The following is a 25,056-nucleotide window of genomic DNA, read 5'->3' as shown; positions in this document are numbered from 1 at the left end:
GCCCGCTCGGGTGCGCTTCAGGCTAGCCCGTACCGGTCGGATACGCCCTGGTGGGGGGTCCGGACGAACTGGCTCCGCCGGGTGGCCGGGGCACCGGTACGCTGCGGTACGCCGCTCAGGAACCGTCAGAAAGGCAGCTCCACCTGTGACTGCGATTCCCCGGGGCCGTACCCGCCGGACCGCGTTGGTGACCGCGACCTGCGCACTGACCGTGACGGGAGCGATGGTGCTGTCGGGGTGCGGCGGCGACGATCCGGACGCGGGGACGAACGGGGTGGGCAAACTGTCCGCCGACAGGATCGAGGCGAAGACGCGGGCCGCGGCGGACGCGGCCTCCACCGTACGGCTGTCCGGCACCGTGGTCACCAGCGGCCGTACGTACCGGCTGGACATGCAGCTCAAGGCCGACGGCGGAAGCGGATCGGTGACCTCGCAGGGGTCGACCTTCAAGCTGCTGCGGGTGGGACAGGAGCTGTATCTGAAGGCCGACGCGGACTTCTGGAACCACGCCGACGGCAGCGACGGCGCCACGGGCAAGCTGGACGGCAAGTACGTGAAGGTGCCGCAGGGGGACCCGGCGTACAGGAAGTTCAGCGGCTTCACGGACAAGGACGTCCTCCTCGACGGTCTGCTGACGCTGCACGGCACGCTGGCGACGGACGGCCACCACACCGACCAGTCGGGTACCCGCACGATCCGCATCACCGGCGACCAGGGTTCCGGCGGCACGCTGGACGTCTCCCTCCAGGGCCGGCCGTACCCCCTCCGTCTCGTCCGCGGCGGCGACGCGGGGACGCTCAGCTTCGCCGACTGGGGCAAGGACTTCACCGTCGAGAAGCCGGCCAAGTCGGAAACGGTGGACTACGGCAAGCAACTGCCGACGTCGTAGGGCCCCGCCGGGCAGCACGCCGGGTCCGACCCCGCCGACCACCGCCGCGGTGACTGCTCACCACGGCGGCGGAGACGATCGGCGTGGTCGAAGATCATGACGTTCCGGTGCGGTGCCTCCGCGGGTTGCGGCGTGGCGCGCCGCCGTTCCCGCTCCTCACCGCTCCCAGCTCGTGGCCCGATTCAGGCTCGCCGCCCTCACCGCCCTCGCCGCTCGTGGCCCGATTCAGGCTCGCCGCCCGTCACTTCCGGTTCCGCCGCTTGAGCAGCAGTTTCGGCAGGGCCGCCGGTACCGGTCGGCGAGTCGTCGCCGAGGTCGGCACGGGACGTTCGGCCAGGTTGCCCGGCGGCACCGGGATCACGGCGCCCGTCGGCACCAGGCGGAGCACCCGGCACTCGCGGGCCCAGCGGGCCGGCATCCGCTCCCCGTCGGGGGCGTTCAACCGCTTGCCTTTCAGCTCGGCGACCGTCGCCTCCCACTCCTCGGAGCCGGAAGCCGGCTCGGACACGGTCACCGTGAACGTCACCAGCCGGCCGCCCTTGTCCTTGCTGCGGACGCTCACCTCGGCGGAGCCGCCGTCGGCCAGCCCCTCCAGCGGCTGCTCACCCGGCCCGTCACCGACCACGCACACCGCACCCTCGTGCCACACGTGCCACAGCGCACGCGCGGCCGGTGCGGCGGCGCCCCGGACCCAGACGAGGCCGGACTTCTTCACGGCCTCCTCGATGAGGGCCCGGTCGAGCAGCTCGCTTGTCATGCGCCCCAGCCTATCCAGGCCGGCCACGCACACCGCACCCTCACAACCAGCCGTTGCGCTTCAGCGTGCGGTGGATGCCGAGGCAGATGACCCCGGTGATGGCCATGATCACCGGGTAGCCGAACCGCCAGTGCGTCTCCGGCATGTAGTCGAAGTTCATGCCGTACACCCCGCACACCATCGTCGGTACGGCGACGATCGCGGCCCAGGACGTGATCTTGCGCATGTCCTCGTTCTGCGCGACGGACGCCTGCGCGAGGTTGGCCTGGAGGATGGAGTTGAGGAGTTCGTCGAAGCCCAGCACCTGCTCCTGGACCCGGGCGAGGTGGTCGGCGACGTCCCGGAAGTACTTCTGGATGTCCGGGTCGATCAGCCGCATCGGCCGCTCGCTCAGCAGCTGCATGGGCCGCAGCAGGGGCGCCACCGCGCGCTTGAACTCCAGGACCTCGCGCTTGAGCTGGTAGATGCGCGCCGAGTCCACACCGCGCGAGACCCCGCCCTTGCGGCCGGGCGAGAAGACCTCCGTCTCCACCTCGTCGATGTCGTCCTGCACCGCGTCGGCGACCGCGATGTAGCCGTCCACGACATGGTCGGCGATGGCGTGCAGCACGGCCGAAGGGCCCTTGATGAGCAGCTCCGGGTCGTCCTGGAGGCGGTGCCGCAGGGCGCGCAGCGAGCCCTGGCCGCCGTGCCGGACGGTGATGAAGAAGTCCCGGCCGGTGAAACACATGACCTCGCCGGTCTCGACGACCTCACTGTTGGCGGTGAGCCGGTCGTGCTCCACGTAGTGGATGGTCTTGAAGACGGTGAACAGCGAGTCGTCGTACCGCTCCAGCTTGGGCCGCTGGTGTGCCTGCACCGCGTCCTCGACGGCCAGCGGGTGCAGCCCGAACTCGCTCGCGATACCGGCGAATTCCGACTCGGTCGGCTCGTGCAGGCCGATCCAGACGAAGCCGCCGTCGCGGCGCACCTGCCGCATCGCCTCCTGCGGGGTCAGCGGCTTGGCGCTCGGCACCCGGGCGCCGTCGCGGTAGACGGCGCAGTCGACGACGGCCGAGGGCGTCGCGGGATCGCGCGTGGTGTCGTACGAGGCGCTGGTGTCCTTGCGCAGCGAGACGCGGGACGACGGGCGGACCACGGCACGCAGGTCGCGGATCATCGACATGGGCAGGCTCCTTCGCGGGCGGGCAGCGAAAGCGCACGGCAATGGGTGGAACTACCCGGAATGGGGACGTCCTGCGGGGTCTCCCCCCGTTGAGTCAGGGGAAGGATGTTTGGCACGTCCACAAAGCGGGGAGCACCGCACCGTCGCGGTGGCGACTTCGCTACTGATGCAGAACTGATTCAGATCAGACAGATCAGGCAAAGCGAGACGAAGTGCTCTTCCGAACGATGAGCTGCAAGGGAAGGCGGCCGCCAGCCGGTAACTACATCAGCAGCCGGAAGAGCGAGTGGTACTGCACGGTCGACTTCGATCCATGACAGCCCCACCTCCTCCGGCCGGTCCCTCGTAAGGGAGTCTCATCGGCGTCGGGACTCGATAGCGACTCCCTCAGTGCCTCAAGGCACCCCCAGGCGCGCTGCCCCGAACCACCGGCTCAGAGTACCAGCCGCCCGTACTGTCAAGGCGACGCTTTGCTCGCTACTGACGAGTTCTATGCTCAGCGCATGGCTGATGTTCTTCCTCTGGTCGAGGCCCGGTTGAGCACCGCGCTCGGCGAACCGGACGCCCGGGCCGCGGTCACCTTCCTCGGCACGGACCGCATCGAGGTGCTCCGCTTCCAGGAGGGGGACGTCGTCCGGTACGCCACCCTCGGCATGTCCCAGCACCCCATGGCGGAGCCCACGGCGATGCTCGCCGACCCGGTCGAGGGGCCGCGCGCCGAACTGGTCCTGTCGGTACGCGCCGGTCTCGCCGACACCGACAAGGTGCTCCGCCCGCTGGCCGTGCTGGCCGCGACCCCGCAGGTGGAGGGCCTCGTGGTGACGCCGGGTGCCTCCCTGGACCTGGGCGAGGCGCTGTGGCCCGGCGCCCCCTTCACCTCCGTGCTCGTGGGGGAGCCCGGCGGGCTCGTGGAGGACCTGGAACTGGACGCCCCGATGGACCCCGTACGGTTCCTGCCGCTGCTGCCGATGACTCCGAACGAGGCTGCCTGGAAGCGGGTGCACGGCGCCCAGGCCCTCCAGGAGCGCTGGCTCGCGAACGGGACGGACCTGAGGGACCCGGTCCGCGGATCCGTCCCGCTGGACTGACTCGCACCGTCCGCCCAGTGACCCATCTCACCTCAACGTAAGGTGAGATCCGGTCAGTTGGCGAAGACGCCGACCCCGTCCTCGGTCGCGTGCCTCGGCTCCAGCTCCGCCGCCTCGTGAGCGAGGGCCCGGCGCCGTACGACGACCACCACCGCGCCCAGCACCGCGGTGACCGCGGCGACCACGAACGGGATGTGGATGTCGGTCCACTCCTCGATCTTCGGTGCGAAGTAGGGCGCCGCGGCGGCGGCGAACCAGCGGACGAAGTTGTATCCCGCGCTCGCCACCGGGCGCGGGGCGTCCGACACGCCGAGGGCGAGTTCGGTGTAGACGGTGTTGTTCACGCCGATGAAGGCGCCGGACAGGATCGTGCAGACGACGGCCGCGGTGTGGTTGCCGTAGCCGAGCACGAGCACGTCCGCCGCGAGCAGCACCAGGGAGCCGCCGAGCACCTTCAGCGAGCCGAAGCGTGCCTGCATGCGCGGCGCGACGATCACCGAGAACAGGGAGAGCAGCACACCCCAGGCGAAGAACACGCCGCCCGACTTGTACGGGGTCATGTTCAGCACGAACGGGGTGAAGGCCAGCACGGTGAAGAACGTGTAGTTGTAGAAGAACGCCGAGACCGCCGCCGAGGCGAGGCCGCCGTGGCCGAGCGCCTTGACCGGGTCGAGGATCGAGGTCTTCCGCGCCGGCCTGGGCTGCTCCTTCAGGAACGCCGTGATGCAGAGGAATCCGATCGCCATCAGGGCGGCGGTGCCGAAGAAGGGGTAGCGCCAGCTGGCGTTGCCGAGCAGGGCGCCCAGCAGCGGCCCGCAGGCCATGCCGAGGCCGAGGGCGGACTCGTAGAGCAGGATCGCCGCGGCGCTGCCGCCGGCCGCCGCGCCCACGATGACCGCGAGGGCGGTGGAGACGAAGAGCGCGTTGCCGAGCCCCCAGCCGGCCCGGAACCCGACGAGCTGCCCGACCGAGTCCGAGGTCCCGGCGAGCCCCGCGAAGACCACGACGAGCGCGAGCCCCGCGAGCAGGGTCTTCTTGCCGCCGACGCGGCTGGAGACGAACCCGGTCAGCAGCATGGCGACGGCGGTGATCAGGAAGTACGAGGTGAAGAGCAGCGACACCTGGCTGGCGGTGGCGTGCAGGCCCTGTGCGATCGACGGCAGGATCGGGTCGACGAGGCCGATGCCCATGAAGGCGACGACGGACGCGCCGGCCGTGGCCCAGACCGCCTTGGGCTGCCGCAGGATGCCGCCGGCTCCCGCGTCGAGGGGATCCATGTGCTTCTCCCGTCCTCAGGTAGGTAGTTGTGCTATGCACATATTAAGTTAGCACTCCTAAATAATGCAAGCTACATTCATTCGGGCTGATCGGGCGTGTGGTCGGCTCTTCCGTCCGGACGGGTGATCGTCCTTGACGTGGGCGGGCAGGGGTAGGACCGTGGAGCCCTATGAGGGGCGAACCCAGTTGCCCGAAGTGCGGTGGCCGGGTCAGGGCTCCCGGACTCTTCGCCGATGCGTGGCAGTGCGATGTGCACGGCCCGGTGTATCCGCTGCAGCCTGTGATCCCGCCCAGTGTCGAGGCGCTCAACGTCGTCGTGCACCGCACGCAGGTGCCGGTGTGGATGCCGTGGCCGCTTCCGGTCGGATGGCTGTTCACGGGTGTCGCGTACGCCGGTGACGACCGCAGCGGCGGCCGTGCGACGGCGGTGGCCTGCTCGGGCCCGGGGCCGCTCGGTGGTCCCGGCGAGCTGATCCTGATCGCCGAGGAACTGGGCGTCGGCCTCGGCGCGCACTACGCGGGCATCGACGGCCCGGACCCGGGTTCGTTCATGAACGTGGAGAAGCCGCCGCAGGCCAAGGTGCTGGCCGCCGGCCGCCCGACCCCGCTGTGGCATGTCTACCGCACCCCCGACGACCGCGCCGTCTTCGCCGGTGAGGCGCTCGGCATGTGGCTGTGGGCGGTGATGTGGCCCGAACAGGCCGGCCTGCTCATGTACGACGAGCTGGTGCTGACCGACCTGCGGGACGCGGGGGCGGAGATAGACCTGGTGCCCTGCGGGGCGTTGTCGCCGCGCCTGCTCCGGCCGTGACGCCTCGGGATGCCGGGGTTCTGTCCGTCGGCGGCCGGGTCCATGGTGGCCCGGGCGCGCGGTTCCCCGTGCCCCTTCAGGGCGTCTGTGTAGGGGTTGCCGGGTGGTTGCGGATGTGACAGGACGGTCCGAAAACCCCGCTATCCTTGGGTGTCCCCCTTTCCTGCCGTCATCGCCTGGAGTCGTCGTGCGCATCGATCTGCACTGTCACTCCACGGCCTCCGACGGTACGGACACCCCGGCCGAGCTGGTGCGCAATGCCGCCGCGGCCGGACTGGACGTCGTCGCGCTGACCGACCACGACACCACCCGCGGGTATGCCGAGGCGATCGCCGCGCTGCCCGAGGGGCTCACCCTGGTCACCGGTGCCGAGCTGTCCTGCCGCGTCGACGGCGTCTCGATGCATCTGCTGGCCTACCTCTTCGACCCCGAGGAGCCCGCCCTGCTCGCCGAGCGCGAGCTGGTCCGGGACGACCGGGTGCCGCGCGCCAAAGGCATGATCGCCAAGCTGAACGCGCTGGGCGTGCCGGTCACCTGGGAGCAGGTCGACCGGATCGCCGCCGGGGGTTCCGTGGGGCGTCCGCATGTCGCGACCGCGCTGGTGGAGCTGGGCGTCGTCCCGACCGTGAGTGACGCGTTCACCGAGGAGTGGCTGGCGGACGGCGGGCGAGCCTTCGTGGCGAAGCACGAGACCGACCCCTTCGAGGCGATCCGGCTGGTCAAGGCCGCGGGCGGGGTGTGTGTGTTCGCCCATCCGGCCGCCGCCAAGCGCGGCCGTACCGTGCCGGAGCCCCGTATCGCCGAGATGGCCGAGGCCGGTCTGGACGGCATCGAGGTGGACCACATGGACCACGACCTCGACGCCCGGGCCCGTCTGCGGGGTCTGGCGAAGGAGTCGGGGCTGCTGGTCACGGGCTCCTCGGACTACCACGGCAGCCGCAAGACCGTGGCGCTGGGCGCGTACACGACCGACCCCGAGGTGTACGGGGAGATCACCCGGCGGGCCACCGGGGCGTTCCCGGTGCCGGGTACCGGCGGAGCCTGAGGCCCTCGGGGCCGTTTCCGCGCCGGCTCACGCCGCCTTCATGCCCGTTTCACTTCTTTTCTCCCAGCAAGGCCAGTAGCACGCCCATGTTCGACATCGCCATCTTCGGCTCCCTGTTCCTGACCCTTTTTGTCATCATGGATCCCCCTGGGATCACCCCGATCTTCCTCGCCCTGACCGCCGGACGGCCGGCCAAGGTCCAGAAGCGGATGGCCTTCCAGGCCGTCTGCGTGGCGGGCGGGGTCATCGCCGTCTTCGGCGTCCTGGGCCACCAGATCCTCGACTACCTGCACGTGTCCGTGCCCGCGCTGATGATCGCGGGCGGGTTGCTGCTCCTGCTGATCGCGCTGGATCTGCTCACCGGCAAGACCGACGAGCCGAAGCAGACCAAGGACGTCAACGTGGCGCTCGTGCCGCTGGGTATGCCGCTGCTGGCGGGGCCCGGTGCGATCGTGTCCGTGATCCTGGCCGTGCAGAAGGCCGACAGCGTGACCACGCAGGTCTCGGTGTGGTCCGCGATCCTCACGATCCATGTCGTGCTGTGGCTGGTGATGCGTTACTCGCTGCTGATCATCCGGGTCATCAAGGACGGGGGTGTCGTCCTGGTGACGCGCCTCGCGGGCATGATGCTCTCCGCGATCGCGGTCCAGCAGATCATCAACGGGGTCACTCAGGTGATCCGGGGGAGCTGAGCCCTCGTCGGCTCGGCTCCCCCGGAAAGCTTGAGTGGCGTTAGCCCGCGTGCGGGTTACGAGGCCGTGGTCTCGAAGGGGCGGATCCACAGGCGCTGCCCTACGGCGGCGGCCTGCTGAACGATCCGGTTGACGGAGGCGGCGTCCACGACGGTGCTGTCCACGGTGGTGCCGTCGACCTCGTCGAGTCGCATGATTTCGAAGCGCATGGGCTTCTCCCTTCGTCTGGTCATCCTCCTGAAGGAGAACTACTCGGTGTGACGTCTGTGTATCCAGCGTCGTACGTAGTCAACGCTTCCCATGTTACGAACATTCCCTACGCTAAAGAAATTTTTCGAACGGCTAATTACTGACTGGTAAGCAGCGTCTGAGGAACCCACAGGGACCGGTTGTGTTCGCACTGTGACCACCGGGACAATGGAGACGATGAACGACGACCTGGCCGCCCTGGGCGCCCGTATCGACCACACGAACGAGCTGCTGGAACGCATGCTCGCCGAGGTGGCCAAGACGCCCTCGACCCACGCGATCTTCGTCGACGCGGGGTATCTGTACGCCGCCGCCGGCCGGCTGGTCGCCGGAACCGAGGACCGCCGCGCCTTCGACCTGGACGCCGAGGGGCTGATCGACGCACTGATCGACAGGGCACGCACGATCTTCGCGGACAGCCGGCTGCTGCGCGTCTACTGGTACGACGGCGCCCGCCGCCGCATCCACACCGGCGAGCAGCAGTCCATCGCCGAACTGCCCGACGTCAAGGTCCGCCTCGGCAACCTCAACGCCAACAACCAGCAGAAGGGCGTCGATTCGCTCATCCGCTCGGACCTGGAGTCACTGGCGAGGCACCGCGCGATCAGCGACGCGGCCCTCCTCGGCGGCGATGAGGACCTGGTCTCGGCGGTCGAGGCGGCCCAGGGCTACGGCGCCCGCGTCCACCTCTGGGGCATCGAGGCGCCCGAGGGCCGAAACCAGGCCGAGCCACTGCTCTGGGAGGTTGACAGCCAGCGCACCTTCGACCTGGAGTTCTTCAAGCCGTACGTCTCCCGGCGCTCCGCCGCCGCGTACGACCCCACCGGCGCCAACCGCCCGGCCCGCGAGGACGTGCGCTTCGTCGGCGCCCAGATCGCGGCGCGGTGGCTGGCCTCCCGGGGCCGTGAAGCCCTCGTCGAACTGCTCCCCGGCCACCCCTATCTGCCCGGCTCCGTCGACCAGGACCTGCTGGTCGAGGCCGAGGGCCTGCTCCAGTGCTCCCTGCGCGGCCACGCGGACCTGCGGCGCGCCCTCAGGGACGGGTTCTGGGGTCACCTGCAGGCGCAGTACTAGCCGCCCGGTCCGGGGCGTAGCCACCCGTCCTACGGCGCGGGCCTGATCCGCCGCTCTGCCGCGGCGTCGTCCCAGAAATCGGCGATCGCCCGGGCGGTCTCCAGCGGGCGGTCGGTGTTGGGCGAGTGCTCGGCACCCTCGACGACCGTCCGCCGCGCCTCCAGTCGTACCGCCATGTCATCGAGCAGCGGCAGCGGCCAGGTGTCGTCCTGCGCACCCGACAACACGTGGAACGGCAGCCCCACGGCGGCCAGTTCGGCCACCCTGTCCGGCTCCGTGCACAACTGGCGCCCCGTGGAGAGGAGTTGGGCGGGCTTGGTGGCCAGCCAGCGGCGCCGCAGGTCGTCCCGGTCGTCCAGTCCGGCATCGAGTGAGGGCGTGTCCGTCTCCTCCGGCGGCTCCATCGCCTGGATCGCCTCCCACACCTCCGCCATGCTCAGCACGGCGAGCGCGTCCCGCAGCAGTTTCACGCGTTCCTGCTGGGACGCCGAGATCTGTGCCGGGCCGGAGGACATCAGGGTGAGCGACAGGAAGGGCGAGTGGTCGAGCAGTACGGCCGCGCGCGTGATCTGACCGCCGAGGGAGTGCCCCAGCAGATGCACCGGGCCGCCGAGCGCCTCCGCCTGCGCGAGTACGTCCCGCGCCAACTCCTCCTGCGCGTAAGCCGACTCGTCCGTCGCGGGTCCGTCCGACTCGAACTGGCCCCGCCCGTCCACGGCGACGGTGCGGTATCCGCGCTCGCCGAGCGGCACGTGCAGCGGGTTGAAGTCCTCCTTGCTCCCGGTGAACCCCGGCAGCAGCAGCGCGACGCCCCTGGGCTCCACACCGACGGCCACGGGAGCGTCGACCACGGCGAACTCCCCACGAGCCGTCCGAAGGAAGTACGCACGCGCACCGGCGGGCGGGACAAAGGTGGCGGGCCTGCTCATGGGGGAGAGGCTATCCGGCGGAGGCGGGCATGCGGAGCCCGGGTGCGGCGGGTCTGGGGCTCACTGGGGTGGGGGAGGGGCCCGGGTGTGTCGCGCGAGGTGCGGCGGAGGGGAGCGGCGCGCAGCGAGGCGCGTGTGCGGATTCGGCCGGGAACGCCGATGGCCGGGTCCACTGTCGTGAACCCGGCCATCGGATCGGCTTGCGCCACCGCGTGTGCGGCAGCCGGATCAGCTCTCGGCGGCCTCCACGGCCGCCGTGGCCTTGCGGGTCCGGCGCGGCTTGGGCGTCGTCTCGGCGCTCTCACCGGACGCCTCGGCAGCGGAAGCCGCCGTCGTGCGGGTCCGGCGCCGCGGCTTGGTCCCCGGCTCCTCGGTGGCCTGCGCCGGAATCTCCGGAGCGGCCGCCTCGGCAACGGCCTTGCGGGGCCGTCGTGCCTGGGGAGCAGCGACGACCGTGTCGCCGTCGACCGCCTCCACGGCGGCAGCCGCGGTCTTGCGGGTGCGGCGCGGCTTGGCCTCCGCCTCGGGCGCCTCGGCCGTGGTCGCGGCGGCCTTGCGGGTCCGGCGCGGCTTGGCCTCCGTGCCTTCGGCGGTGTCCGCGGCGGCCTGGGCGGCTGCCGCGATCTTCCGCGTGCGGCGGGGCTTGGCCTCGGCTTCCGCTTGGGCTGCTTCCGGTGCGGTCGCGGTGGTCGCGGCCGTCTTGCGGGTGCGGCGGGGCTTGGTCTCCGCGGCCTCGGCGGTGTCGGCGGCGGCCTCGGCGGCTGCCGCGGTCTTGCGGGTGCGGCGGGGCTTGGCCTCGGTGGCCTCGGCGGTGTCCGCGGGGGCCTCGGCCGCAGCTGTGGTCTTCCGCGTGCGGCGGGGCTTGGTCTCCGTGGCCTCGGCGGTGTCGGCGGCGGCCTGGGCGGCTGCCGCGGTCTTCCGCGTGCGGCGGGGCTTGGCCTCGGCTTCCGCTTCGGCTGCATCCGGTGCGGTCGCGGTGGGCGCGGCCGTCTTGCGGGTGCGGCGGGGCTTGGTCTCCGTGGCCTCGGCGGTGTCCGCGGGGGCCTCGGCGGCTGCCGCGGTCTTCCGCGTGCGGCGGGGCTTGGCCTCGGCTTCCGCTTCGGCTGCATCCGGTGCGGTCGCGGTGGGCGCGGCCGTCTTGCGGGTGCGGCGGGGCTTGGTCTCCGTGGCCTCGGCGGTGTCCGCGGGGGCCTCGGCCGCAGCCGCGGTCTTGCGGGTGCGGCGCGGCTTCGCCTCGGTGGGCGCGGCCGTGTCCGCCGCCGCTTCCGCCTCGGTCACCGGCTGTGCCGCCTTCCGCGTGCGGCGGCGCGGCTTGGTCTCCGCGACCGGAGCGGCCTCGGGCTCCGCAACCGGGGCGTCCGCGAGCACGGGCTCGGTCACCGGCTCGGCCGCCGGCGACTTCGCTTCCGTCGGCTCGGTCACCGGAGCGGGCGTGACCGCCTCGGTCACCGGGGCGTCCGCGAGCACCGGCTCGGTCGCCGCCGACTTCCGTGTCCGGCGGCGGCGCGGCTTCTCCGGGGCCTCCAGGACGGCCGTGCCCTCCGCCGTTGCCACGGCCTCGACGGCGGTGGTCTCGACGGTGGTCGCGACGGCGCTGGTCTCGTCGGCGGTCGTGGGCGCCGCGGCGGCCGTCACCGGCTGCGTGGACGCCCCGTTGCGCGTACGACGGCGACGGCGCGGGGTGCGGGTCGCTGCCTGGGAGTCCTCCGTACCGGCAGTCTCGGCCGTACCGGCAGTCTCCGCGGCCGGCGCCGACACGGCGGGGGAGGCGTCCACCGCCGCTCCGCCGCGGGTGCGGCGGCGACGGCGCGGCGTACGGGCCGGACGCTCACGCTCGGCCTGGGGCGCCTCGGCACGGTCACCGCGGTCGTCACGGCCGCGGCCACGGCCACGCGCGCCCCGTCCGCCGGTCTCGCCCAGGTCCTCCAGCTCCTCCGCGCCCAGACCGGCGCGGGTCCGCTCGGAGCGCGGCAGGGTGCCCTTGGTGCCCTTGGGGATACCGAGGTCGGAGAACAGGTGCGGGGAGCTCGAGTACGTCTCCACCGGGTCGTTGAAGTCCAGCTCCAGCGCCTTGTTGATCAGCTGCCAGCGCGGGATGTCGTCCCAGTCGACGAAGGTGATCGCCGTACCCTTGGCGCCCGCGCGGCCGGTGCGGCCGACCCGGTGCAGGTACGTCTTCTCGTCCTCGGGGGACTGGTAGTTGATGACGTGGGTCACGCCCTCGACGTCGATGCCGCGCGCGGCGACGTCGGTGCAGACGAGCACGTCGACCTTGCCGTTGCGGAACGCGCGCAGCGCCTGCTCGCGGGCGCCCTGGCCGAGGTCGCCGTGGACCGCGCCGGAGGCGAAGCCGCGGCGCTCCAGCTGCTCGGCGATGTCGGCGGCCGTGCGCTTGGTGCGGCAGAAGATCATCGCCAGTCCGCGGCCGTCGGCCTGCAGGATCCGGGAGACCATCTCCGGCTTGTCCATGTTGTGCGCGCGGTAGACGAACTGCTTGATGTTCGCGACCGTCACGCCCTCGTCGTCCGGCGCGGTGGCGCGGATGTGCGTGGGCCGGGACATGTAGCGGCGGGCGAGGCCGATGACCGCGCCCGGCATGGTCGCCGAGAACAGCATGGTCTGCCGCTTGACCGGCAGCATGTTGATGATCTTCTCGACGTCGGGCAGGAAGCCCAGGTCGAGCATCTCGTCGGCCTCGTCGAGGACCAGGCTCTTGACGTGCTTCAGGTTCAGCTTCTTCTGGCCCGCGAGGTCGAGGAGGCGGCCCGGGGTGCCGACGACCACGTCGACGCCCTTCTTCAGGGCCTCGACCTGGGGCTCGTAGGCCCGGCCGCCGTAGATCGCCAGCACGCGCACGTTACGGACCTTGCCGGCCGTCAGCAGGTCGTTGGTGACCTGGGTGCACAGCTCGCGCGTGGGAACGACGACCAGTGCCTGCGGGGCCTCGGTGAGCGCTTCGGGGGTGGCGCGTCCGGCCTCGACGTCGGCGGGGACGGTGACGCGCTCCAGGAGCGGGAGGCCGAAGCCCAGCGTCTTGCCGGTGCCGGTCTTGGCCTGGCCGATGACGTCCGTGCCGCAAAGGGCGACGGGGAGCGTCATCTCCTGGATGGGGAAGGGGGTGGTGATGCCGACGGCTTCAAGGGCTTCGGCGGTCTCGGGGAGGATCCCGAGGTCTCGGAACGTCGTAGTCAGGGTGCTGCCTCTTCTGTGTGCGCGGTGCGAGGCGAGCGCGCGGGGGGTCATGTCTGACCGTGCCGGGGGACGTCGGCTGCCGTACGGACGAACCACTCGGGCAAGCCGTATGACACGGGACCTCTGCCGACGCTCTAGCGCTCGTACCGCTGAGGGTGTCCCTCCGGCCGTACGTACGTACTGCGGCGTACGGCCAGGGAGGGCTGTCAGGTCGGAGCCGATCGGGCCACCGACCGGGCATCCTCGTGCGTGCGCCCTGTCCGGACACGTCGAACACCGTCGACGCACTCAGCTGGCGCTTTACCACCATACCCCGGATTCGCGCACATGCGATGGCCGAATTCGTCACGTAGTCGTGGTCACAGTGATCGACCACGGAGGTGAGGGGGGCGCTGAGCGGGCTATTGTGCGCCTCATGACTAGCTCTGACAAGCCTGAGAACGCGTCCTCCGAAGCCGCCGAACCCACCGGTGTCGCCGCCCAGGACTGGGCGCAGGCGTCCGTCGACCCGCAGTACCGTGCCGCGGTCGTGGACCTGCTCGGCGCGCTCGCGTACGGGGAGCTGGCGGCGTTCGAACGGCTCGCGGAGGACGCCAAGCTGGCGCCGACCCTCGCGGACAAGGCGGAGCTGGCGAAGATGGCCTCGGCCGAGTTCCACCACTTCGAGCGGCTGCGGGGCCGGCTGGCCGAGATCGGCGAGGAGCCGACGGCCGCGATGGACCCGTTCGTGGCCGCGCTGGACGGCTTCCACCGGCAGACCGCGCCCTCGGACTGGCTGGAGGGTCTGGTCAAGGCATACGTCGGCGACTCCATCGCGAGCGACTTCTACCGTGAGGTCGCGGCCCGCCTCGACTCGGACACGCGCGAGCTGGTGCTCGCCGTGCTCGACGACACGGGGCACGCCGGGTTCGCGGTGGAGAAGGTGCGCGCGGCCATCGACGCCGACCCGCGCGTGGGCGGCAGGCTGGCCCTGTGGGCGCGACGGCTGATGGGCGAGGCCCTGTCGCAGTCGCAGCGGGTCGTCGCCGACCGGGACGCGCTGTCCACGATGCTCGTGGGAGGCGTGGCCGACGGCTTCGATCTGGCCGAGGTCGGAAGGATGTTCTCGCGGATCACGGAGGCGCACACGAAGCGGATGGCCGCGCTGGGCCTGGCCGCTTAGCGCTCGGTGACGGGTGGGTGCGGGACGCGGGGTGCTCACGACCGCGGGTGCGTCGTGACCGGTCGCGCCGTTCCCCGCCCCCTGCGCAGCCCCTTGTGGGGTGCCGTGTCCCGGCCCGCTGGGGGAGGCGCCTACGCGGTCGCCGATCGTCGGCGCAGGCGGCCCGCCGGGCGGAGGAGCAGGGACAGGGACGCCACCGAGATGACAGCGGCGCCCAGGATGCTGAGTACGGCGGTGCCGGGGCCCAGGGCGGTGTGGGTGACGAAGTCGCCGAAGAGGGCTCCGGCGACGCCCGTCGCGTACACCAGCGGGCGGGTCGGCAGCCGGTGGGCGAGACGATGCGCCGCCGCCCAGGCGAGGATCAGACCGAGCACGGCGGAGCCGAGTGCTTCCAGGATCATGTCGGGGGTCCCTCCCACGGCCGTTCTGGTTCGACGGTCGTAGCCCGTCATACCCGTGACCTGCGGATTGCAATCATCGGCTGTGGAGAAGTTGTGCTCCGTACGTGCGCACCGTCATACGGAAGGGCCCGGCGGCACATGGCCGCCGGGCCCTTGTGACGACTTCGGCTCAGAGCGTGCCGAAACCCACCTTGCGCACGGTGGGCTCGCCGATCTCCACATACGCCAGACGCTCCGTCGGCACCAGGATCCTGCGACCCTTCTCGTCCTGGAGGCTCAGCAGCTGCGTCTTCCCGGACAGCGCGTCGTTCACCAGGCGCTCGACCTCCTCGACGCTCTGACCGCTCTCCAGAACGATCTCGCGGGGCGCGTGCTGCACGCCGATCTTGACCTCCACGGCTATGTCCCTCCGACGGTCAGTGATGTGCGCGATCATCGCGCCGTACTCCGCACACATTAGCCCGGTGAGGGGACGTACACGCTGCGGGCCGGAACGCCAGGAGCGAACACCGCGCGGGAACAAACCCGCAAGCGAGCGGGCGTCGGTGGCGCTCGGCCCGTCAGTGGTGCTCGGCCGTCAGTGGTGCTCGGTGCCGTGCAGCGGGAATCCGGCGATGCCGCGCCAGGCCAGCGAGGTCAGCAGCTGCACCGCCTGGTCACGCGGGACGCTGCGGTCACTGTGCAGCCAGGAGCGGGCGACCACCTGGGCGAGTCCGCCGAGACCGGAGGCCAGCAGCATCGACTCCGCGCGCGACAGGCCCGTGTCCTCGGCGATGACGTCGCAGATCGCCTCGGCACACTCGTTGGTGACCTTGTCCACGCGCTCGCGTACCGCGGGCTCGTTCGTCAGGTCGGACTCGAAGACCAGCCGGAAGGCTCCGCCGTCGTCCTCCACGTACGCGAAGTAGGCGTCCATGGTCGCCCGGACGCGCTGCTTGTTGTCGGTCGTCGACGCCAGGGCGCTGCGCACCGCCTGGATCAGCGACTCGCAGTGCTGGTCCAGCAGGGCGAGGTAGAGGTCGAGCTTGCCGGGGAAGTGCTGGTACAGCACCGGCTTGCTCACGCCGGCGCGCTCGGCGATGTCGTCCATGGCCGCCGCGTGGTAGCCCTGCGCGACGAAAACCTCCTGAGCGGCACCCAGCAGCTGGTTCCGCCGGGCTCGGCGCGGCAGACGGGTGCCGCGTGGGCGTGCCGCCTCAGTTTGCTCGATGGCTGTCACGCCGCCTCCCAAAGTCGTCCACATGCGGTGTCGGCCGCGCGGCCATCGTACTTTTCGGTAACCGTGGTGTGCGCGGTGCGAGCGCAGAATTTCACGTACCGGACGACGGCGAAAGCCGTGCGGCGCCCCCCAGGCCGCCGGACGGGTCCCGCGAGGTCAGCGGTAGTCGTCCTCGTCGAGTGAGACCACGCGCGCCTGTTCGATGAGATCGGCCTCGTTCCCACGCTCCGGATCCACATCCGTCAGCGGGTCGTCGCGGTCCGGCGCGATGTCCGCGTGCTGCTCGACGGCGTCCACCTCAGGTGCCTCGACGTCGATCTCCGGCACCGCGTCGGCCGCCAGGTCGGCGATGTCCTCGATCGCGTCGGGCTCGGTGGGGTCATAGGCCATGGTGGGCTCCCTTCCTACGAACGTCCCTGAAACCGGCAGGGGCCACATGCGGGTGCCCTGTGTACGAGCCTAGGAGACAGCTGATCGGGACGCCATGCCGTCAGGCCCGTCGGCTCACCGGTTCTCCCAGTGCGAACGGCTCAATCTGTGACGGCGAACACACGGATCTCGACGTGATCACCTCGTAACATTGCCGCATGTCTTCGACCGAGTCGCCCTCCCTGTCGGCCGCCAGTGTGCTTCCCCGGGTGGCGCCCGTCCGGGTCGGCGAGGGCGAGCGGCTGCGGTCCGTGGGCCTTCCCGGCGTCACCCTGGCGATCCGTTCCCGGCCCCCCGCGCGCGAGGGCCTGCCGCCCGCGCTGTACGTCCACGGGCTGGGCGGCTCCTCGCAGAACTGGTCGTCGCTCATGGCCGAGCTGGACGGCGTCGTCGACAGCGAGGCGCTCGACCTGCCGGGCTTCGGCGACTCGCCGCCCCCGGACGACGGCGACTACTCCGTCACCGGGCACGCGCGCGCGGTGATCCGTCATCTGGACGCGGCCGGCCGCGGGCCGGTCCACCTCTTCGGCAACTCGCTCGGCGGCGCGGTCGCCACACGCGTGGCCGCCGTACGCCCCGACCTCGTCCGCACGCTCACGCTGGTCTCGCCCGCCCTGCCGGAGCTGCGCATCCAGCGCACCGCGGTGCCGACGGGGCTGCTCGCGGTGCCCGGCATCGCCGCCCTCTTCACCCGGTTCACCAAGGAGTGGACGGCCGAGCAGCGGGTGCGCGGCGTCATGGCGCTCTGCTACGGCGACCCCGGGCGGGTTTCGCCGGAGGCGTTCCAGCACGCCGTGGAGGAGCTGGAGCGGCGGCTGCAACTGCCTTACTTCTGGGACGCGATGGCCCGCTCCGCGCGCGGGATCGTCAACGCCTACACGCTCGGCGGCCAGCACGGGCTGTGGCGCCAGGCGGAGCGGGTGCTGGCCCCCACCCTGCTGATCTACGGCGGCCGGGACCAGCTGGTGGGCTTCCGCATGGCCCGCAGGGCGGCCCGCTCCTTCCGTGACCGCCGTCTGCTGTCCCTGCCGGACGCCGGGCATGTGGCGATGATGGAGTACCCCGACGTGGTGGCCGACGCGTTCCGGGAACTCCTGGCGCGGGCGACCGACTCCGAGGGTGTCGCCGCCACTGCCGTGGGCGCGGGGAGCTGAGGGCCGGGGTGGGACGCCACAGCCGCCGCGGACCGGCTCCGAAGAGCGATTCCGTAAACATAACCGCAAGTCGGGAGAACCGGCGGGAGAACCAGGGGGGCCGGCGGGGCGCAGGCTCCGACGGCCAGGGAGACGGCACACCCCTGCCGCCGGAGGGCACTCCGGCGACGCAGGGCACAGCCCGGCTTCCTGACGGCACCCCCGCGCGCGGTGTGCCCCGGCTTTCTGGCGGCACCCCCGCGCGCGGCACGCCCATGCCTTCTGACGGCACCCCCGCGCGCGGTGTGCCGGGTTTCCGGGAAGGCGCTCCCGCGCGGGGCGGGCATCCCGAGCAGCGGGAAGCCGGGGGCGGCTGGGGAGAGCTCTCCGGGCGGCCGGCCGGTGCCGGTGGGGCCGGTGTGGTGCTGCCGCGGCAGCGACAGGCGGGGCCGGGCGGGCCGGGACGCGGTCCCGGCCCCCGGCAGGACTACCTCGACGCCTTCGCCGGCGGCGACGACGGCCCCCGGGACACCCGGAGTGCCCGGGGCAACGGGGCCACCGGGGTACTCGCGGCCGACGCGGGCCGGACGCGCCGTACCGACGGGCAGTCGGCCGAGGCGCCGCAGGCGTCCGTCACCGCGGTGGACGGCGTCGGTGTGCCCACGCGGCGCGGCGGGACCAAGGGGTGGGCCTTCACCGGCATCGCGGCGGCTGCCGTCACCACCGTGCTCGCGCTGGTCGTCGCCGGGCAGGTGGCCCAGGGGCGCGCCGACGGCGATGTGCCGTCAGGGTCCGCCACCGGCCAGGACCGAGACACGCGGGCCTCCGGTGAACCGACGCCCGGCGCCGTGCCGAGCGCGGTGACGCTGACGTACGACCAGAAGATGGGCGAGAAGTACCCGCTGGACGCCAAGCTGACGGGGTCGGGGAAGTTCGACGCCGTGCCCGGCCTCGACAAGGCGCCGGGCACCGGGCAGAAATACCAGTACCGCGTCGATGTCGAGCAGGGGCTGGGGCTGGACGGCGCCCTGTTCGCCGAAGCCGTGCAGAAGACGCTGAACGACAAGCGCAGTTGGGCCCACGGCGGTGCCCGTACCTTCGAGCGCGTCTCCTCCGGCAAACCCGACTTCGTGATCACCCTGGCCAGCCCCGGCACCACCGCCGAGTGGTGCGCCAAGTCCGGCCTGGACACCACGGAGGACAACGTCTCCTGCGACTCGGCCGCCACCGAGCGCGTCATGATCAATGCGTACCGGTGGGCTCAAGGCAGCACGACGTACGGTGACCGGATCCATCCGTACCGGCAGATGTTGATCAACCATGAAGTCGGGCACCGACTCGGGAACGGGCACGTGACCTGCCAGAAGGACGGCGCGCTGGCGCCCGTCATGCAGCAGCAGACGAAGTTCCTGGACCACGACGGAATCCACTGCCGACCCAACCCGTGGCCCTATCCCGGCAGTTGACGAAGACCGCTTATGTCACATTGACATCAGCATGTGTGGTCGTTCATATTTCTGCCCATGTGGTCTAGTCATGCCGTCCGTGCGAGCGCCGCCATCGAGCTGGCGCTCATCGGCGTGACCGCACTCTGCGTGGCCGACATCGACTGTCGCTGACGCCGCCTGCCCGGCGTTCGCGTCGCGACCCTTTTCCCCTTTTGTCCGTGACCCTGTCACGGACTCTTCGACGACCCGACGCCGGGGCCGACGTCTGTCCGCAGCCGTCTCACTCCTCGTCCACATGTCTCAGTTATCGAGAAACCCTCGATCAACCCCGACTCGTCACCCCGAGAGGTCGTCTTTCCGATGCGTCAACCGTCCGTCATAGCGCGCCGCCTGGCAGCGGCATCCGTCAGCCTGGTCGTGGCAGCGGGCGCCGCCGCCTGCGGCCCGAAGGACAGCGATGCCAAGGGCTCCGGTGGCGACTCCACGCCCCACAAGGGCGGCACGCTCACGGTCCTGAACTCCGAGCCGCAGAGCGACTTCGACCCCGCGCGCCTGTACACCTCCGGTGGTGGAAACGTTCCCTCGCTCGTCTTCCGCACCCTCACCACGCGCAACCGCGAGAACGGCGCGGCCGGCGCCGAGGTCGTCCCGGACCTCGCCACCGACACCGGGCACCCCAACAAGGACGCGACCGTGTGGACGTACACCTTGAAGAAGGGCCTGAAGTACGAGGACGGCACGCCGATCACCTCGGCCGACGTCAAGTACGGCATCGAGCGCTCCTTCGCCTCCGAACTCTCCGGGGGCGCTCCCTACTTGCGCGACTGGCTGGTCGGGGCCGCCGGCTACCAGGGGCCGTACAAGGACAAGAAGGGCCTGTCGTCCATCGAGACGCCGGACTCCCGGACCATCGTCTTCCACCTGGACAAGTCCGAGGGCGAGTTCCCGTACCTGGCCACGCAGACACAGTTCACCCCGGTGCCCAAGGACAAGGACACGGGCACCAAGTACGAGTCGCACCCCGTCTCCTCCGGTCCCTACAAGGTCGTCAAGAACGAGAACGACGGCGAGCACCTCGTCCTGGAGCGCAACCCGAACTGGTCGGCCGCGACCGACGCCGAGCGCAAGGCGTACCCGGACACCATCGACGTGCGCTCCGGCCTCGACTCCTCGGTGATCAACCAGCGGCTGTCCGCGTCGCAGGGTACGGACGCCGCCGCCGTCACCACGGACACCAACCTCGGCCCGGCTGAACTCGCCAAGGTCAGCGGTGACAAGGAACTCGCCGCACGCGTGGGCACCGGCCACTTCGGCTACACGAACTACATCGCGTTCAACCCGACCGTGAAGCCGTTCGACGACCCCAAGGTGCGCCAGGCCATCGCGTACGCCCTCGACCGGTCCTCCGTGGTCAACGCGGCCGGCGGCAGCGCCCTCGCCGAGCCCGCCACCACCTTCCTGCCCGACCAGAAGTCCTTCGGTCACACGCCGTACGACCCGTTCCCGGCCGGCAGGTCCGGCAATGCGGAGAAGGCCGAGGAACTGCTGAAGCAGGCCGGTCACAAGAACGGGCTGACCATCACGCTCACGCATTCCAACGACAAGAACTTCGAGACCAGCCCGGAGATCGCCACCGCCATCCAGGACGCGCTCAAGAAGGCCGGCATCACGGTCAAGCTGCAGGGCCTGGAGGACAACGACTACCGGGACAAGATCCACAGCGTGAAGACCGAGCCGGGCTTCTTCCTCGCCCACTGGGGTGCCGACTGGCCCTCCGGCGGGCCGTTCCTCGCGCCCATCTTCGACGGCCGGCAGATCGTCAAGGACGGCGCGAACTTCAACACGGGCCTGCTGAACGACAAGTCGGTCAATGACGAGATTGACGCGATCAACAAGTTGACCGATCTTGACGCCGCCGCCGCCCGGTGGGGCGCACTGGACAAGAAGATCGGCGAGAAGGCCCTCGTCGTGCCGCTGTTCCACCCGGTCTACAAGCGTCTGTACGGCGAGGACGTCAAGAACGTCGTCATCAGCGACTGGACCGGTGTCCTGGACATCTCCCAGGTCGCGGTGAAGTAGCGCCGTGAGCGAGGCACTTGCCGCCGTCGAGACCGCCGGGACGGACACCTCAGTCCCGGCGGTCTCGGGGGCACGTCAGTTCTGGCGGCGGCTGCGGGCGCAGCGCGCCGCCCTGGTCGCCGCGGCCGTCGTGGCACTGCTCGTCCTGGTCGCGCTCGCCGCGCCGCTGCTCACCGCCCTGGAGGGCCAGGACCCCACCACCTACCACCCCGCCCTGATCGACTCCGCCCGCGGGGGCGTGCCCATCGGCTCCCTCGGCGGCGCGAGCGCCGACCACTGGCTGGGTGTCGAGCCGCAGACCGGACGCGACATGTTCGCCCGGCTGGTGTACGGCGCGCGGGTCTCGCTCGGCGTGTCGCTCGGTGCCACGCTGGTGCAGGTCGTCTTCGGCGTCGTCATGGGAGTTGCCGCCGGACTGGGCAACCGCTGGGTCGACCTGGTCCTGAGCCGCATCACCGACATCTTCATCTCGATGCCGCTGATGATCATGGCTCTCGCGCTGCTGGCCGTCGTGCCCAGCGGCTTTCCGCGGCCCGTACTCGTCGCGCTGATCATCTCGCTGGTCTCCGGGTGGAGCACGACGGCGAAGATGGTGCGCGCGCAGACCCTCGCCCTCAAGAACCTCGACTACGTCTCCGCTTCCCGGCTCAGCGGCTGGAGCACCTGGCGGACCGCCGTACGCGAGCTGCTCCCGGGCCTGGCCGCGCCGGTCATCACGTACGCCGCGCTGCTGATCCCGCAGAACATCAGCGCCGAGGCGGCCCTGTCCTTCCTCGGCGTCGGCGTGAAGCCGCCCACGCCCTCCTGGGGCCAGATGCTCACCTCCGCCGACGTCTGGTACCAGGCGGCTCCGCAGTACCTGCTGCTGCCCGCCCTCGCCCTGTTCGCGACCGTGTTCGCGATGACCGTGTTCGGCGACGGCGTCCGGGTCGCCCTGGACCCGCGCGCCGCCTCCCGCCTGCACGTCGGCACCGGCCGCAAGCGGGAGACCCGCGCGGAGAAGGCCGTACCGAAGCCGGGTGCGGATGCGCAGAGGGCGGTGCCGAAGCCGGACGCGGATGCGGAGAGGGCCGTACCGAAGCCGGGTGCGGATGCGCAGAGGGCCGTGCCGAAACCGGACGCGGCCGCCGTCGCGGAGAAGGAGAACCGCGTATGGGCGGCGAAGGAGGACCGGGCGTGAACGGCTTCACCGGGTTCGTCCTGCGCCGGGTCGTCGGCGCCGTGATCACCCTGTTCGTCCTGTCGGTGATCATCTACGTCGTCTTCTACGTCACCCCCGGCAACGTCGCCCAGATCACCTGCGGCCCACGCTGTTCCCCGGCCCAGGTCCACCAGGTGGCCGAGCAACTCCACCTCGACGACCCGCTGTACGTGCGCTACTGGCACTTCCTGCAGGGACTCTTCGTCGGCCAGGACTTCTCGACCGGCACCTCCGTCGAACACTGCTCGGCACCCTGCCTCGGCCAGTCGTACCAGACCGACCAGCAGGTCACCGACATCATCCTGACCAAGCTGCCGGTGAGCTTCTCCCTGGTGCTCGGCGCGATGGTGATCTGGCTGCTGCTCGGCGTCGGCACCGGCGTGCTGTCCGCCTGGCGGCGGGGCCGGTTCTCCGAGCGCGTGCTGACCGCGGTCACCCTGGTGGGCGTCGCCACGCCCGTCTTCGTCATCGGCCTCGTCCTGATGATCGTCGTCTGCGGTGAACTCCAGCTGCTGCCCTTCCCGCAGTACGTGGACTTCACCGACGACCCCGAGCAGTGGGCGTGGAACCTGCTGCTGCCGTGGCTCTCCCTGGCCCTCATCGAGGCGGCCAACTTCGCCCGGCTGACCCGGGCGTCGATGCTGGAGACGCTGGCCGAGGACCACATCCGTACGTTCCGCGCGTACGGCGTCGGCGAGCGCGCGGTGATCGCCCGGCACGCGCTGCGCGGCGCGACGGCCTCCGTCATCGCGCTCAACGCGGTCACCTTCGGCTCGGCCGTCGGTGGCGCCGTCCTCACCGAGACCCTCTTCGGTCTGCCGGGCATCGGCCAGGAGCTGGTGCACGCGGTGAAGGTCGTCGACCTGCCGGTGGTCGTCGGCATGGTCCTGGTCACCGGTTTCTTCGTGGTCCTCGCCAACGCCCTCGCGGACGTCCTGTACGCGGTGGCCGACCGACGGGTGGTGCTCGCATGAGCCTGGTGGAAGTGACGGACCTGACCGTCGAATTCGGCGCCCTGCGCGCCGTGGACAAGCTCTCCTTCAGCCTGGCGGAGGGCGCTGCCCTCGCCCTGGTCGGCGAGTCCGGCTCCGGCAAGTCCACGGTCGCGGGTGCCCTGCTGGGCCTGCACCGGGGCACCGGAGCCCGGGTCGGCGGCTCGGTGCGGGTGGCCGGCACCGACGTCCAGGCGGCCTCCGACGAGGAACTGCGCGGGCTGCGCGGCGCCAAGGCCGCCATGGTCTTCCAGGACCCGCTGTCCTCGCTCGACCCGTACTACGCGATCGGCGACCAGATAGCCGAGGTGCACCGCGTCCACACGCGCGTGTCGCGCCGTGCCGCACGCGCGCGTGCCGTCGAGGTGCTGGAAAGGGTGGGAATCCCGGACGCTCAACGGCGCTCCCGGTCCCGCCCGCACGAGTTCAGCGGCGGCATGCGCCAGCGCGCCCTCATCGCCATGGCCCTCGCCTGCGAGCCGGACCTGCTGATCGCCGACGAGCCGACCACCGCCCTCGACGTCACCGTCCAGGCCCAGATCCTCGATCTGCTGCACGCGCTGCGCGAGGAGACCGGCATGGGCCTGCTGCTCGTCACCCATGACGTGGGCGTGGCCGCCGAGAGCGTGGACGACATCCTCGTCATGCGGCACGGCAGGGCCGTCGAGCGCGGCCCGGTCGGCGCGGTCCTCGCCGCACCCGCCGAGGCGTACACGCGCCGGCTGCTCGACGCCGTCCCGCGCCTGGACGCCCGCCGGACCGGCTCCCCGGCCACCGACGAGGTGGTACTGGAGGCCGCCGGAGTACGGCGCGAGTTCGGGCGCGGCAAGCGGGCCTTCGCCGCCGTGGACGGCGTCTCGGTGACCGTCCGGCGCGGGGAGACCCTCGGCGTGGTCGGCGAGAGCGGCAGCGGCAAGACCACACTCGGCCGCATGCTCGTGGGACTGCTGGAGCCGACCGCCGGCGAGATCCGCCATGAAGGGCGCCCGCACACCGGCGTGAATCCGGCCGTCCAGATGGTCTTCCAGGACCCCGTCTCCTCCCTCAACCCACGCCGCAGCGTGGGCGAGTCCATCGCCGACCCGCTCCGCGCACGCGGGGCGGGGCTCTCCCCGCGCGCGCGAAGCCGAGCATGGGGGAGCGACGAGGCGCGCATCCGGGGGCGCGTGATGGAACTGCTGGAGCGCGTGGGGCTCGACAGGGCGCACTACGACCGCTACCCGCACGAGTTCAGCGGCGGACAGCGCCAGCGCATCGGCATCGCGCGGGCGCTCGCCGCCGAGCCGCGCGTCATCGTCTGCGACGAGCCCGTCTCCGCGCTCGACGTCACGACCCAGGCCCAGGTGGTCGCCCTGCTCGGCGAGCTCCAGCGGGAACTCGGCCTGGCGCTCGTCTTCATCGCGCACGACCTCGCCGTCGTCCGCCAGGTCAGCGACCGGGTGGCGGTGATGCGGCGCGGCCGGCTCGTCGAGTACGGGCCCGCCGACGAGGTCTACGACAGCCCGCGCGAGCCGTACACCAAGCAGCTCCTGGCCGCCGTACCCGCTCTCGACCCGGAGCTGGCGGCCGGCCGCCGCGCCGCCCGGCGCGAAGCGGTGCCGGCCTGACGCCCGGCACCGGAGCCCGCGCCCGGGTGGCGTAACGTTTCGCGCTCGTGCGATCACCGTCTGAATCCATAGCGCGACGGAACGCCACCCGCACGGGAAAGTTACGACCGTTCACCCCTTTTGGTGGGGGGGGGGGGCCCCCCCCCCCCCCCCCCCCCCCCCGCGCCCGCCCCCCCCGCCCCCCCCCCCCCCCCCCCCCCACGCCTCTGAAACTCG

24 protein-coding genes are annotated in these 25,056 nt (G+C 71.4%); 14 read left to right on the top strand and 10 right to left on the bottom strand.

The genetic code is table 11. The features are described 5' to 3' along the window. Positions 1-145 precede the first annotated feature (145 nt). Positions 146-889 carry a hypothetical protein gene (locus ACIGYR_RS20255; protein ID WP_399597655.1) on the top strand — a complete coding sequence of 248 codons (744 nt, stop codon included), beginning with the start codon at positions 146-148 and terminating at the stop codon, positions 887-889. Between the two features lie 241 nt (positions 890-1,130). Here ACIGYR_RS20255 and ACIGYR_RS20250 read toward each other — a convergent pair whose 3' ends face one another. Both ACIGYR_RS20250 and ACIGYR_RS20245 read right to left on the bottom strand, forming a co-directional pair. Continuing rightward, a complete protein-coding gene (locus tag ACIGYR_RS20250; protein WP_399597658.1) occupies positions 1,131-1,646 on the bottom strand; it encodes a hypothetical protein in 516 nt (171 codons plus the stop codon). 40 nt (positions 1,647-1,686) lie between these two features. Continuing rightward, entirely contained in the window at positions 1,687-2,811 is a 1,125-nt protein-coding gene (locus tag ACIGYR_RS20245) for a magnesium and cobalt transport protein CorA (protein ID WP_391840503.1), read from the bottom strand. Positions 2,812-3,314: 503 nt separating this feature from the next. Between ACIGYR_RS20245 and ACIGYR_RS20240 the strand changes: the two genes are divergently transcribed. Beyond that, positions 3,315-3,899, top strand: coding sequence for a suppressor of fused domain protein (locus ACIGYR_RS20240; RefSeq protein WP_399597661.1), 585 nt, complete (start codon positions 3,315-3,317; stop codon positions 3,897-3,899). Positions 3,900-3,952: 53 nt separating this feature from the next. Here ACIGYR_RS20240 and ACIGYR_RS20235 read toward each other — a convergent pair whose 3' ends face one another. Next, a complete protein-coding gene (locus tag ACIGYR_RS20235; protein ID WP_391840507.1) occupies positions 3,953-5,176 on the bottom strand; it encodes an MFS transporter in 1,224 nt (407 codons plus the stop codon). Positions 5,177-5,346: 170 nt separating this feature from the next. Here ACIGYR_RS20235 and ACIGYR_RS20230 point away from each other — a divergent pair, with 170 nt between their 5' ends. From ACIGYR_RS20230 to ACIGYR_RS20220, 3 genes are all read left to right on the top strand, one after another. Continuing rightward, the gene (locus tag ACIGYR_RS20230) at positions 5,347-5,988 is read left to right on the top strand and encodes a DUF6758 family protein (protein ID WP_391840509.1); all 642 of its coding nucleotides are present in this window, start codon (positions 5,347-5,349) and stop codon (positions 5,986-5,988) included. Between the two features lie 187 nt (positions 5,989-6,175). Continuing rightward, positions 6,176-7,033 carry a PHP domain-containing protein gene (locus ACIGYR_RS20225; RefSeq protein ID WP_391840510.1) on the top strand — a complete coding sequence of 286 codons (858 nt, stop codon included), beginning with the start codon at positions 6,176-6,178 and terminating at the stop codon, positions 7,031-7,033. Between the two features lie 86 nt (positions 7,034-7,119). Further along, positions 7,120-7,725 (top strand): MarC family protein, encoded by a 606-nt coding sequence (locus tag ACIGYR_RS20220; protein WP_399597665.1) that lies wholly within the window; start codon positions 7,120-7,122, stop codon positions 7,723-7,725. A gap of 56 nt (positions 7,726-7,781) precedes the next feature. On the opposite strand, the gene ACIGYR_RS20215 is transcribed toward ACIGYR_RS20220, so the two are convergent. Beyond that, complete coding sequence (locus ACIGYR_RS20215) at positions 7,782-7,934, bottom strand: hypothetical protein (protein ID WP_399597668.1); 153 nt, start codon at positions 7,932-7,934, stop codon at positions 7,782-7,784. 208 nt (positions 7,935-8,142) lie between these two features. Between ACIGYR_RS20215 and ACIGYR_RS20210 the strand changes: the two genes are divergently transcribed. Beyond that, positions 8,143-9,048, top strand: a complete 906-nt coding sequence (locus ACIGYR_RS20210) for an NYN domain-containing protein (RefSeq protein ID WP_391841028.1) — start codon at positions 8,143-8,145, stop codon at positions 9,046-9,048. 29 nt (positions 9,049-9,077) lie between these two features. On the opposite strand, the gene ACIGYR_RS20205 is transcribed toward ACIGYR_RS20210, so the two are convergent. Both ACIGYR_RS20205 and ACIGYR_RS20200 read right to left on the bottom strand, forming a co-directional pair. Beyond that, a complete protein-coding gene (locus ACIGYR_RS20205; protein ID WP_399597671.1) occupies positions 9,078-9,977 on the bottom strand; it encodes an alpha/beta fold hydrolase in 900 nt (299 codons plus the stop codon). Positions 9,978-10,205: 228 nt separating this feature from the next. Then, positions 10,206-13,076 (bottom strand): DEAD/DEAH box helicase, encoded by a 2,871-nt coding sequence (locus ACIGYR_RS20200; protein WP_399598635.1) that lies wholly within the window; start codon positions 13,074-13,076, stop codon positions 10,206-10,208. A 508-nt stretch (positions 13,077-13,584) separates the two neighbouring features. On the opposite strand from ACIGYR_RS20200, the gene ACIGYR_RS20195 reads away from it, so the two are divergent. Further along, positions 13,585-14,331 carry a ferritin-like fold-containing protein gene (locus ACIGYR_RS20195; RefSeq protein WP_399597673.1) on the top strand — a complete coding sequence of 249 codons (747 nt, stop codon included), beginning with the start codon at positions 13,585-13,587 and terminating at the stop codon, positions 14,329-14,331. A gap of 131 nt (positions 14,332-14,462) precedes the next feature. On the opposite strand, the gene ACIGYR_RS20190 is transcribed toward ACIGYR_RS20195, so the two are convergent. The 4 genes from ACIGYR_RS20190 to ACIGYR_RS20175 all read right to left on the bottom strand — a co-directional run bounded on the left by ACIGYR_RS20190 (position 14,463) and on the right by ACIGYR_RS20175 (position 16,341). Continuing rightward, entirely contained in the window at positions 14,463-14,732 is a 270-nt protein-coding gene (locus tag ACIGYR_RS20190; RefSeq protein WP_391840524.1) for a hypothetical protein, read from the bottom strand. A 169-nt stretch (positions 14,733-14,901) separates the two neighbouring features. After that, positions 14,902-15,129 carry a DUF3107 domain-containing protein gene (locus ACIGYR_RS20185; protein ID WP_391840526.1) on the bottom strand — a complete coding sequence of 76 codons (228 nt, stop codon included), beginning with the start codon at positions 15,127-15,129 and terminating at the stop codon, positions 14,902-14,904. A 180-nt stretch (positions 15,130-15,309) separates the two neighbouring features. Further along, complete coding sequence (locus tag ACIGYR_RS20180; protein WP_030346233.1) at positions 15,310-15,951, bottom strand: TetR/AcrR family transcriptional regulator; 642 nt, start codon at positions 15,949-15,951, stop codon at positions 15,310-15,312. Between the two features lie 156 nt (positions 15,952-16,107). Continuing rightward, entirely contained in the window at positions 16,108-16,341 is a 234-nt protein-coding gene (locus ACIGYR_RS20175; RefSeq protein ID WP_391840528.1) for a hypothetical protein, read from the bottom strand. Between the two features lie 197 nt (positions 16,342-16,538). On the opposite strand from ACIGYR_RS20175, the gene ACIGYR_RS20170 reads away from it, so the two are divergent. The 7 genes from ACIGYR_RS20170 (at position 16,539) to ACIGYR_RS20140 (ending at position 24,840) form a co-directional block, all read left to right on the top strand. Then, positions 16,539-17,534, top strand: a complete 996-nt coding sequence (locus tag ACIGYR_RS20170; protein ID WP_391840530.1) for an alpha/beta fold hydrolase — start codon at positions 16,539-16,541, stop codon at positions 17,532-17,534. Between the two features lie 8 nt (positions 17,535-17,542). After that, the gene (locus ACIGYR_RS20165; RefSeq protein WP_399597678.1) at positions 17,543-18,979 is read left to right on the top strand and encodes a DUF3152 domain-containing protein; all 1,437 of its coding nucleotides are present in this window, start codon (positions 17,543-17,545) and stop codon (positions 18,977-18,979) included. Between the two features lie 57 nt (positions 18,980-19,036). Beyond that, entirely contained in the window at positions 19,037-19,132 is a 96-nt protein-coding gene (locus tag ACIGYR_RS20160; RefSeq protein WP_391840533.1) for an Ms4533A family Cys-rich leader peptide, read from the top strand. A 189-nt stretch (positions 19,133-19,321) separates the two neighbouring features. After that, the gene (locus tag ACIGYR_RS20155) at positions 19,322-21,040 is read left to right on the top strand and encodes an ABC transporter substrate-binding protein (protein ID WP_399597682.1); all 1,719 of its coding nucleotides are present in this window, start codon (positions 19,322-19,324) and stop codon (positions 21,038-21,040) included. Positions 21,041-21,044: 4 nt separating this feature from the next. After that, on the top strand, positions 21,045-22,220 hold the full coding sequence (locus ACIGYR_RS20150; protein WP_399597685.1) for an ABC transporter permease subunit: 1,176 nt from the start codon (positions 21,045-21,047) through the stop codon (positions 22,218-22,220). Next, positions 22,217-23,215, top strand: coding sequence for an ABC transporter permease (locus ACIGYR_RS20145; protein WP_391840537.1), 999 nt, complete (start codon positions 22,217-22,219; stop codon positions 23,213-23,215). The genes ACIGYR_RS20150 and ACIGYR_RS20145 overlap by 4 nt, the downstream gene beginning before the upstream one ends. Then, positions 23,212-24,840: a dipeptide ABC transporter ATP-binding protein gene (locus tag ACIGYR_RS20140; protein ID WP_399597688.1), complete on the top strand. Its 1,629-nt coding sequence runs from the start codon at positions 23,212-23,214 to the stop codon at positions 24,838-24,840. The genes ACIGYR_RS20145 and ACIGYR_RS20140 overlap by 4 nt, the downstream gene beginning before the upstream one ends. Positions 24,841-25,056 lie beyond the last annotated feature (216 nt).

Source organism: Streptomyces sp. NPDC053076 (assembly GCF_044546845.1).
In the GTDB taxonomy this organism is placed as follows: Bacteria; Actinomycetota; Actinomycetes; order Streptomycetales; family Streptomycetaceae; genus Streptomyces.
This window is presented reverse-complemented; position numbering and strand designations above follow the sequence as displayed.

What these genes read in the sequence shown, in the direction of transcription:
- ACIGYR_RS20250 (WP_399597658.1), bottom strand. Translation starts at nt 1,646, where the DNA reads ATGACAAGCGAGCTGCTCGACCGGGCCCTCATCGAGGAGGCCGTGAAG.
- ACIGYR_RS20245 (WP_391840503.1), bottom strand. Translation starts at nt 2,811, where the DNA reads ATGTCGATGATCCGCGACCTGCGTGCCGTGGTCCGCCCGTCGTCCCGC.
- ACIGYR_RS20240 (WP_399597661.1), top strand. Translation starts at nt 3,315, where the DNA reads ATGGCTGATGTTCTTCCTCTGGTCGAGGCCCGGTTGAGCACCGCGCTC.
- ACIGYR_RS20235 (WP_391840507.1), bottom strand. Translation starts at nt 5,176, where the DNA reads ATGGATCCCCTCGACGCGGGAGCCGGCGGCATCCTGCGGCAGCCCAAG.
- ACIGYR_RS20230 (WP_391840509.1), top strand. Translation starts at nt 5,347, where the DNA reads ATGAGGGGCGAACCCAGTTGCCCGAAGTGCGGTGGCCGGGTCAGGGCT.
- ACIGYR_RS20220 (WP_399597665.1), top strand. Translation starts at nt 7,120, where the DNA reads ATGTTCGACATCGCCATCTTCGGCTCCCTGTTCCTGACCCTTTTTGTC.
- ACIGYR_RS20215 (WP_399597668.1), bottom strand. Translation starts at nt 7,934, where the DNA reads ATGCGCTTCGAAATCATGCGACTCGACGAGGTCGACGGCACCACCGTG.
- ACIGYR_RS20210 (WP_391841028.1), top strand. Translation starts at nt 8,143, where the DNA reads ATGGAGACGATGAACGACGACCTGGCCGCCCTGGGCGCCCGTATCGAC.
- ACIGYR_RS20205 (WP_399597671.1), bottom strand. Translation starts at nt 9,977, where the DNA reads ATGAGCAGGCCCGCCACCTTTGTCCCGCCCGCCGGTGCGCGTGCGTAC.
- ACIGYR_RS20200 (WP_399598635.1), bottom strand. Translation starts at nt 13,076, where the DNA reads ATGACGCTCCCCGTCGCCCTTTGCGGCACGGACGTCATCGGCCAGGCC.
- ACIGYR_RS20195 (WP_399597673.1), top strand. Translation starts at nt 13,585, where the DNA reads ATGACTAGCTCTGACAAGCCTGAGAACGCGTCCTCCGAAGCCGCCGAA.
- ACIGYR_RS20190 (WP_391840524.1), bottom strand. Translation starts at nt 14,732, where the DNA reads ATGATCCTGGAAGCACTCGGCTCCGCCGTGCTCGGTCTGATCCTCGCC.
- ACIGYR_RS20175 (WP_391840528.1), bottom strand. Translation starts at nt 16,341, where the DNA reads ATGGCCTATGACCCCACCGAGCCCGACGCGATCGAGGACATCGCCGAC.
- ACIGYR_RS20170 (WP_391840530.1), top strand. Translation starts at nt 16,539, where the DNA reads ATGTCTTCGACCGAGTCGCCCTCCCTGTCGGCCGCCAGTGTGCTTCCC.
- ACIGYR_RS20160 (WP_391840533.1), top strand. Translation starts at nt 19,037, where the DNA reads ATGTGGTCTAGTCATGCCGTCCGTGCGAGCGCCGCCATCGAGCTGGCG.
- ACIGYR_RS20155 (WP_399597682.1), top strand. Translation starts at nt 19,322, where the DNA reads ATGCGTCAACCGTCCGTCATAGCGCGCCGCCTGGCAGCGGCATCCGTC.
- ACIGYR_RS20140 (WP_399597688.1), top strand. Translation starts at nt 23,212, where the DNA reads ATGAGCCTGGTGGAAGTGACGGACCTGACCGTCGAATTCGGCGCCCTG.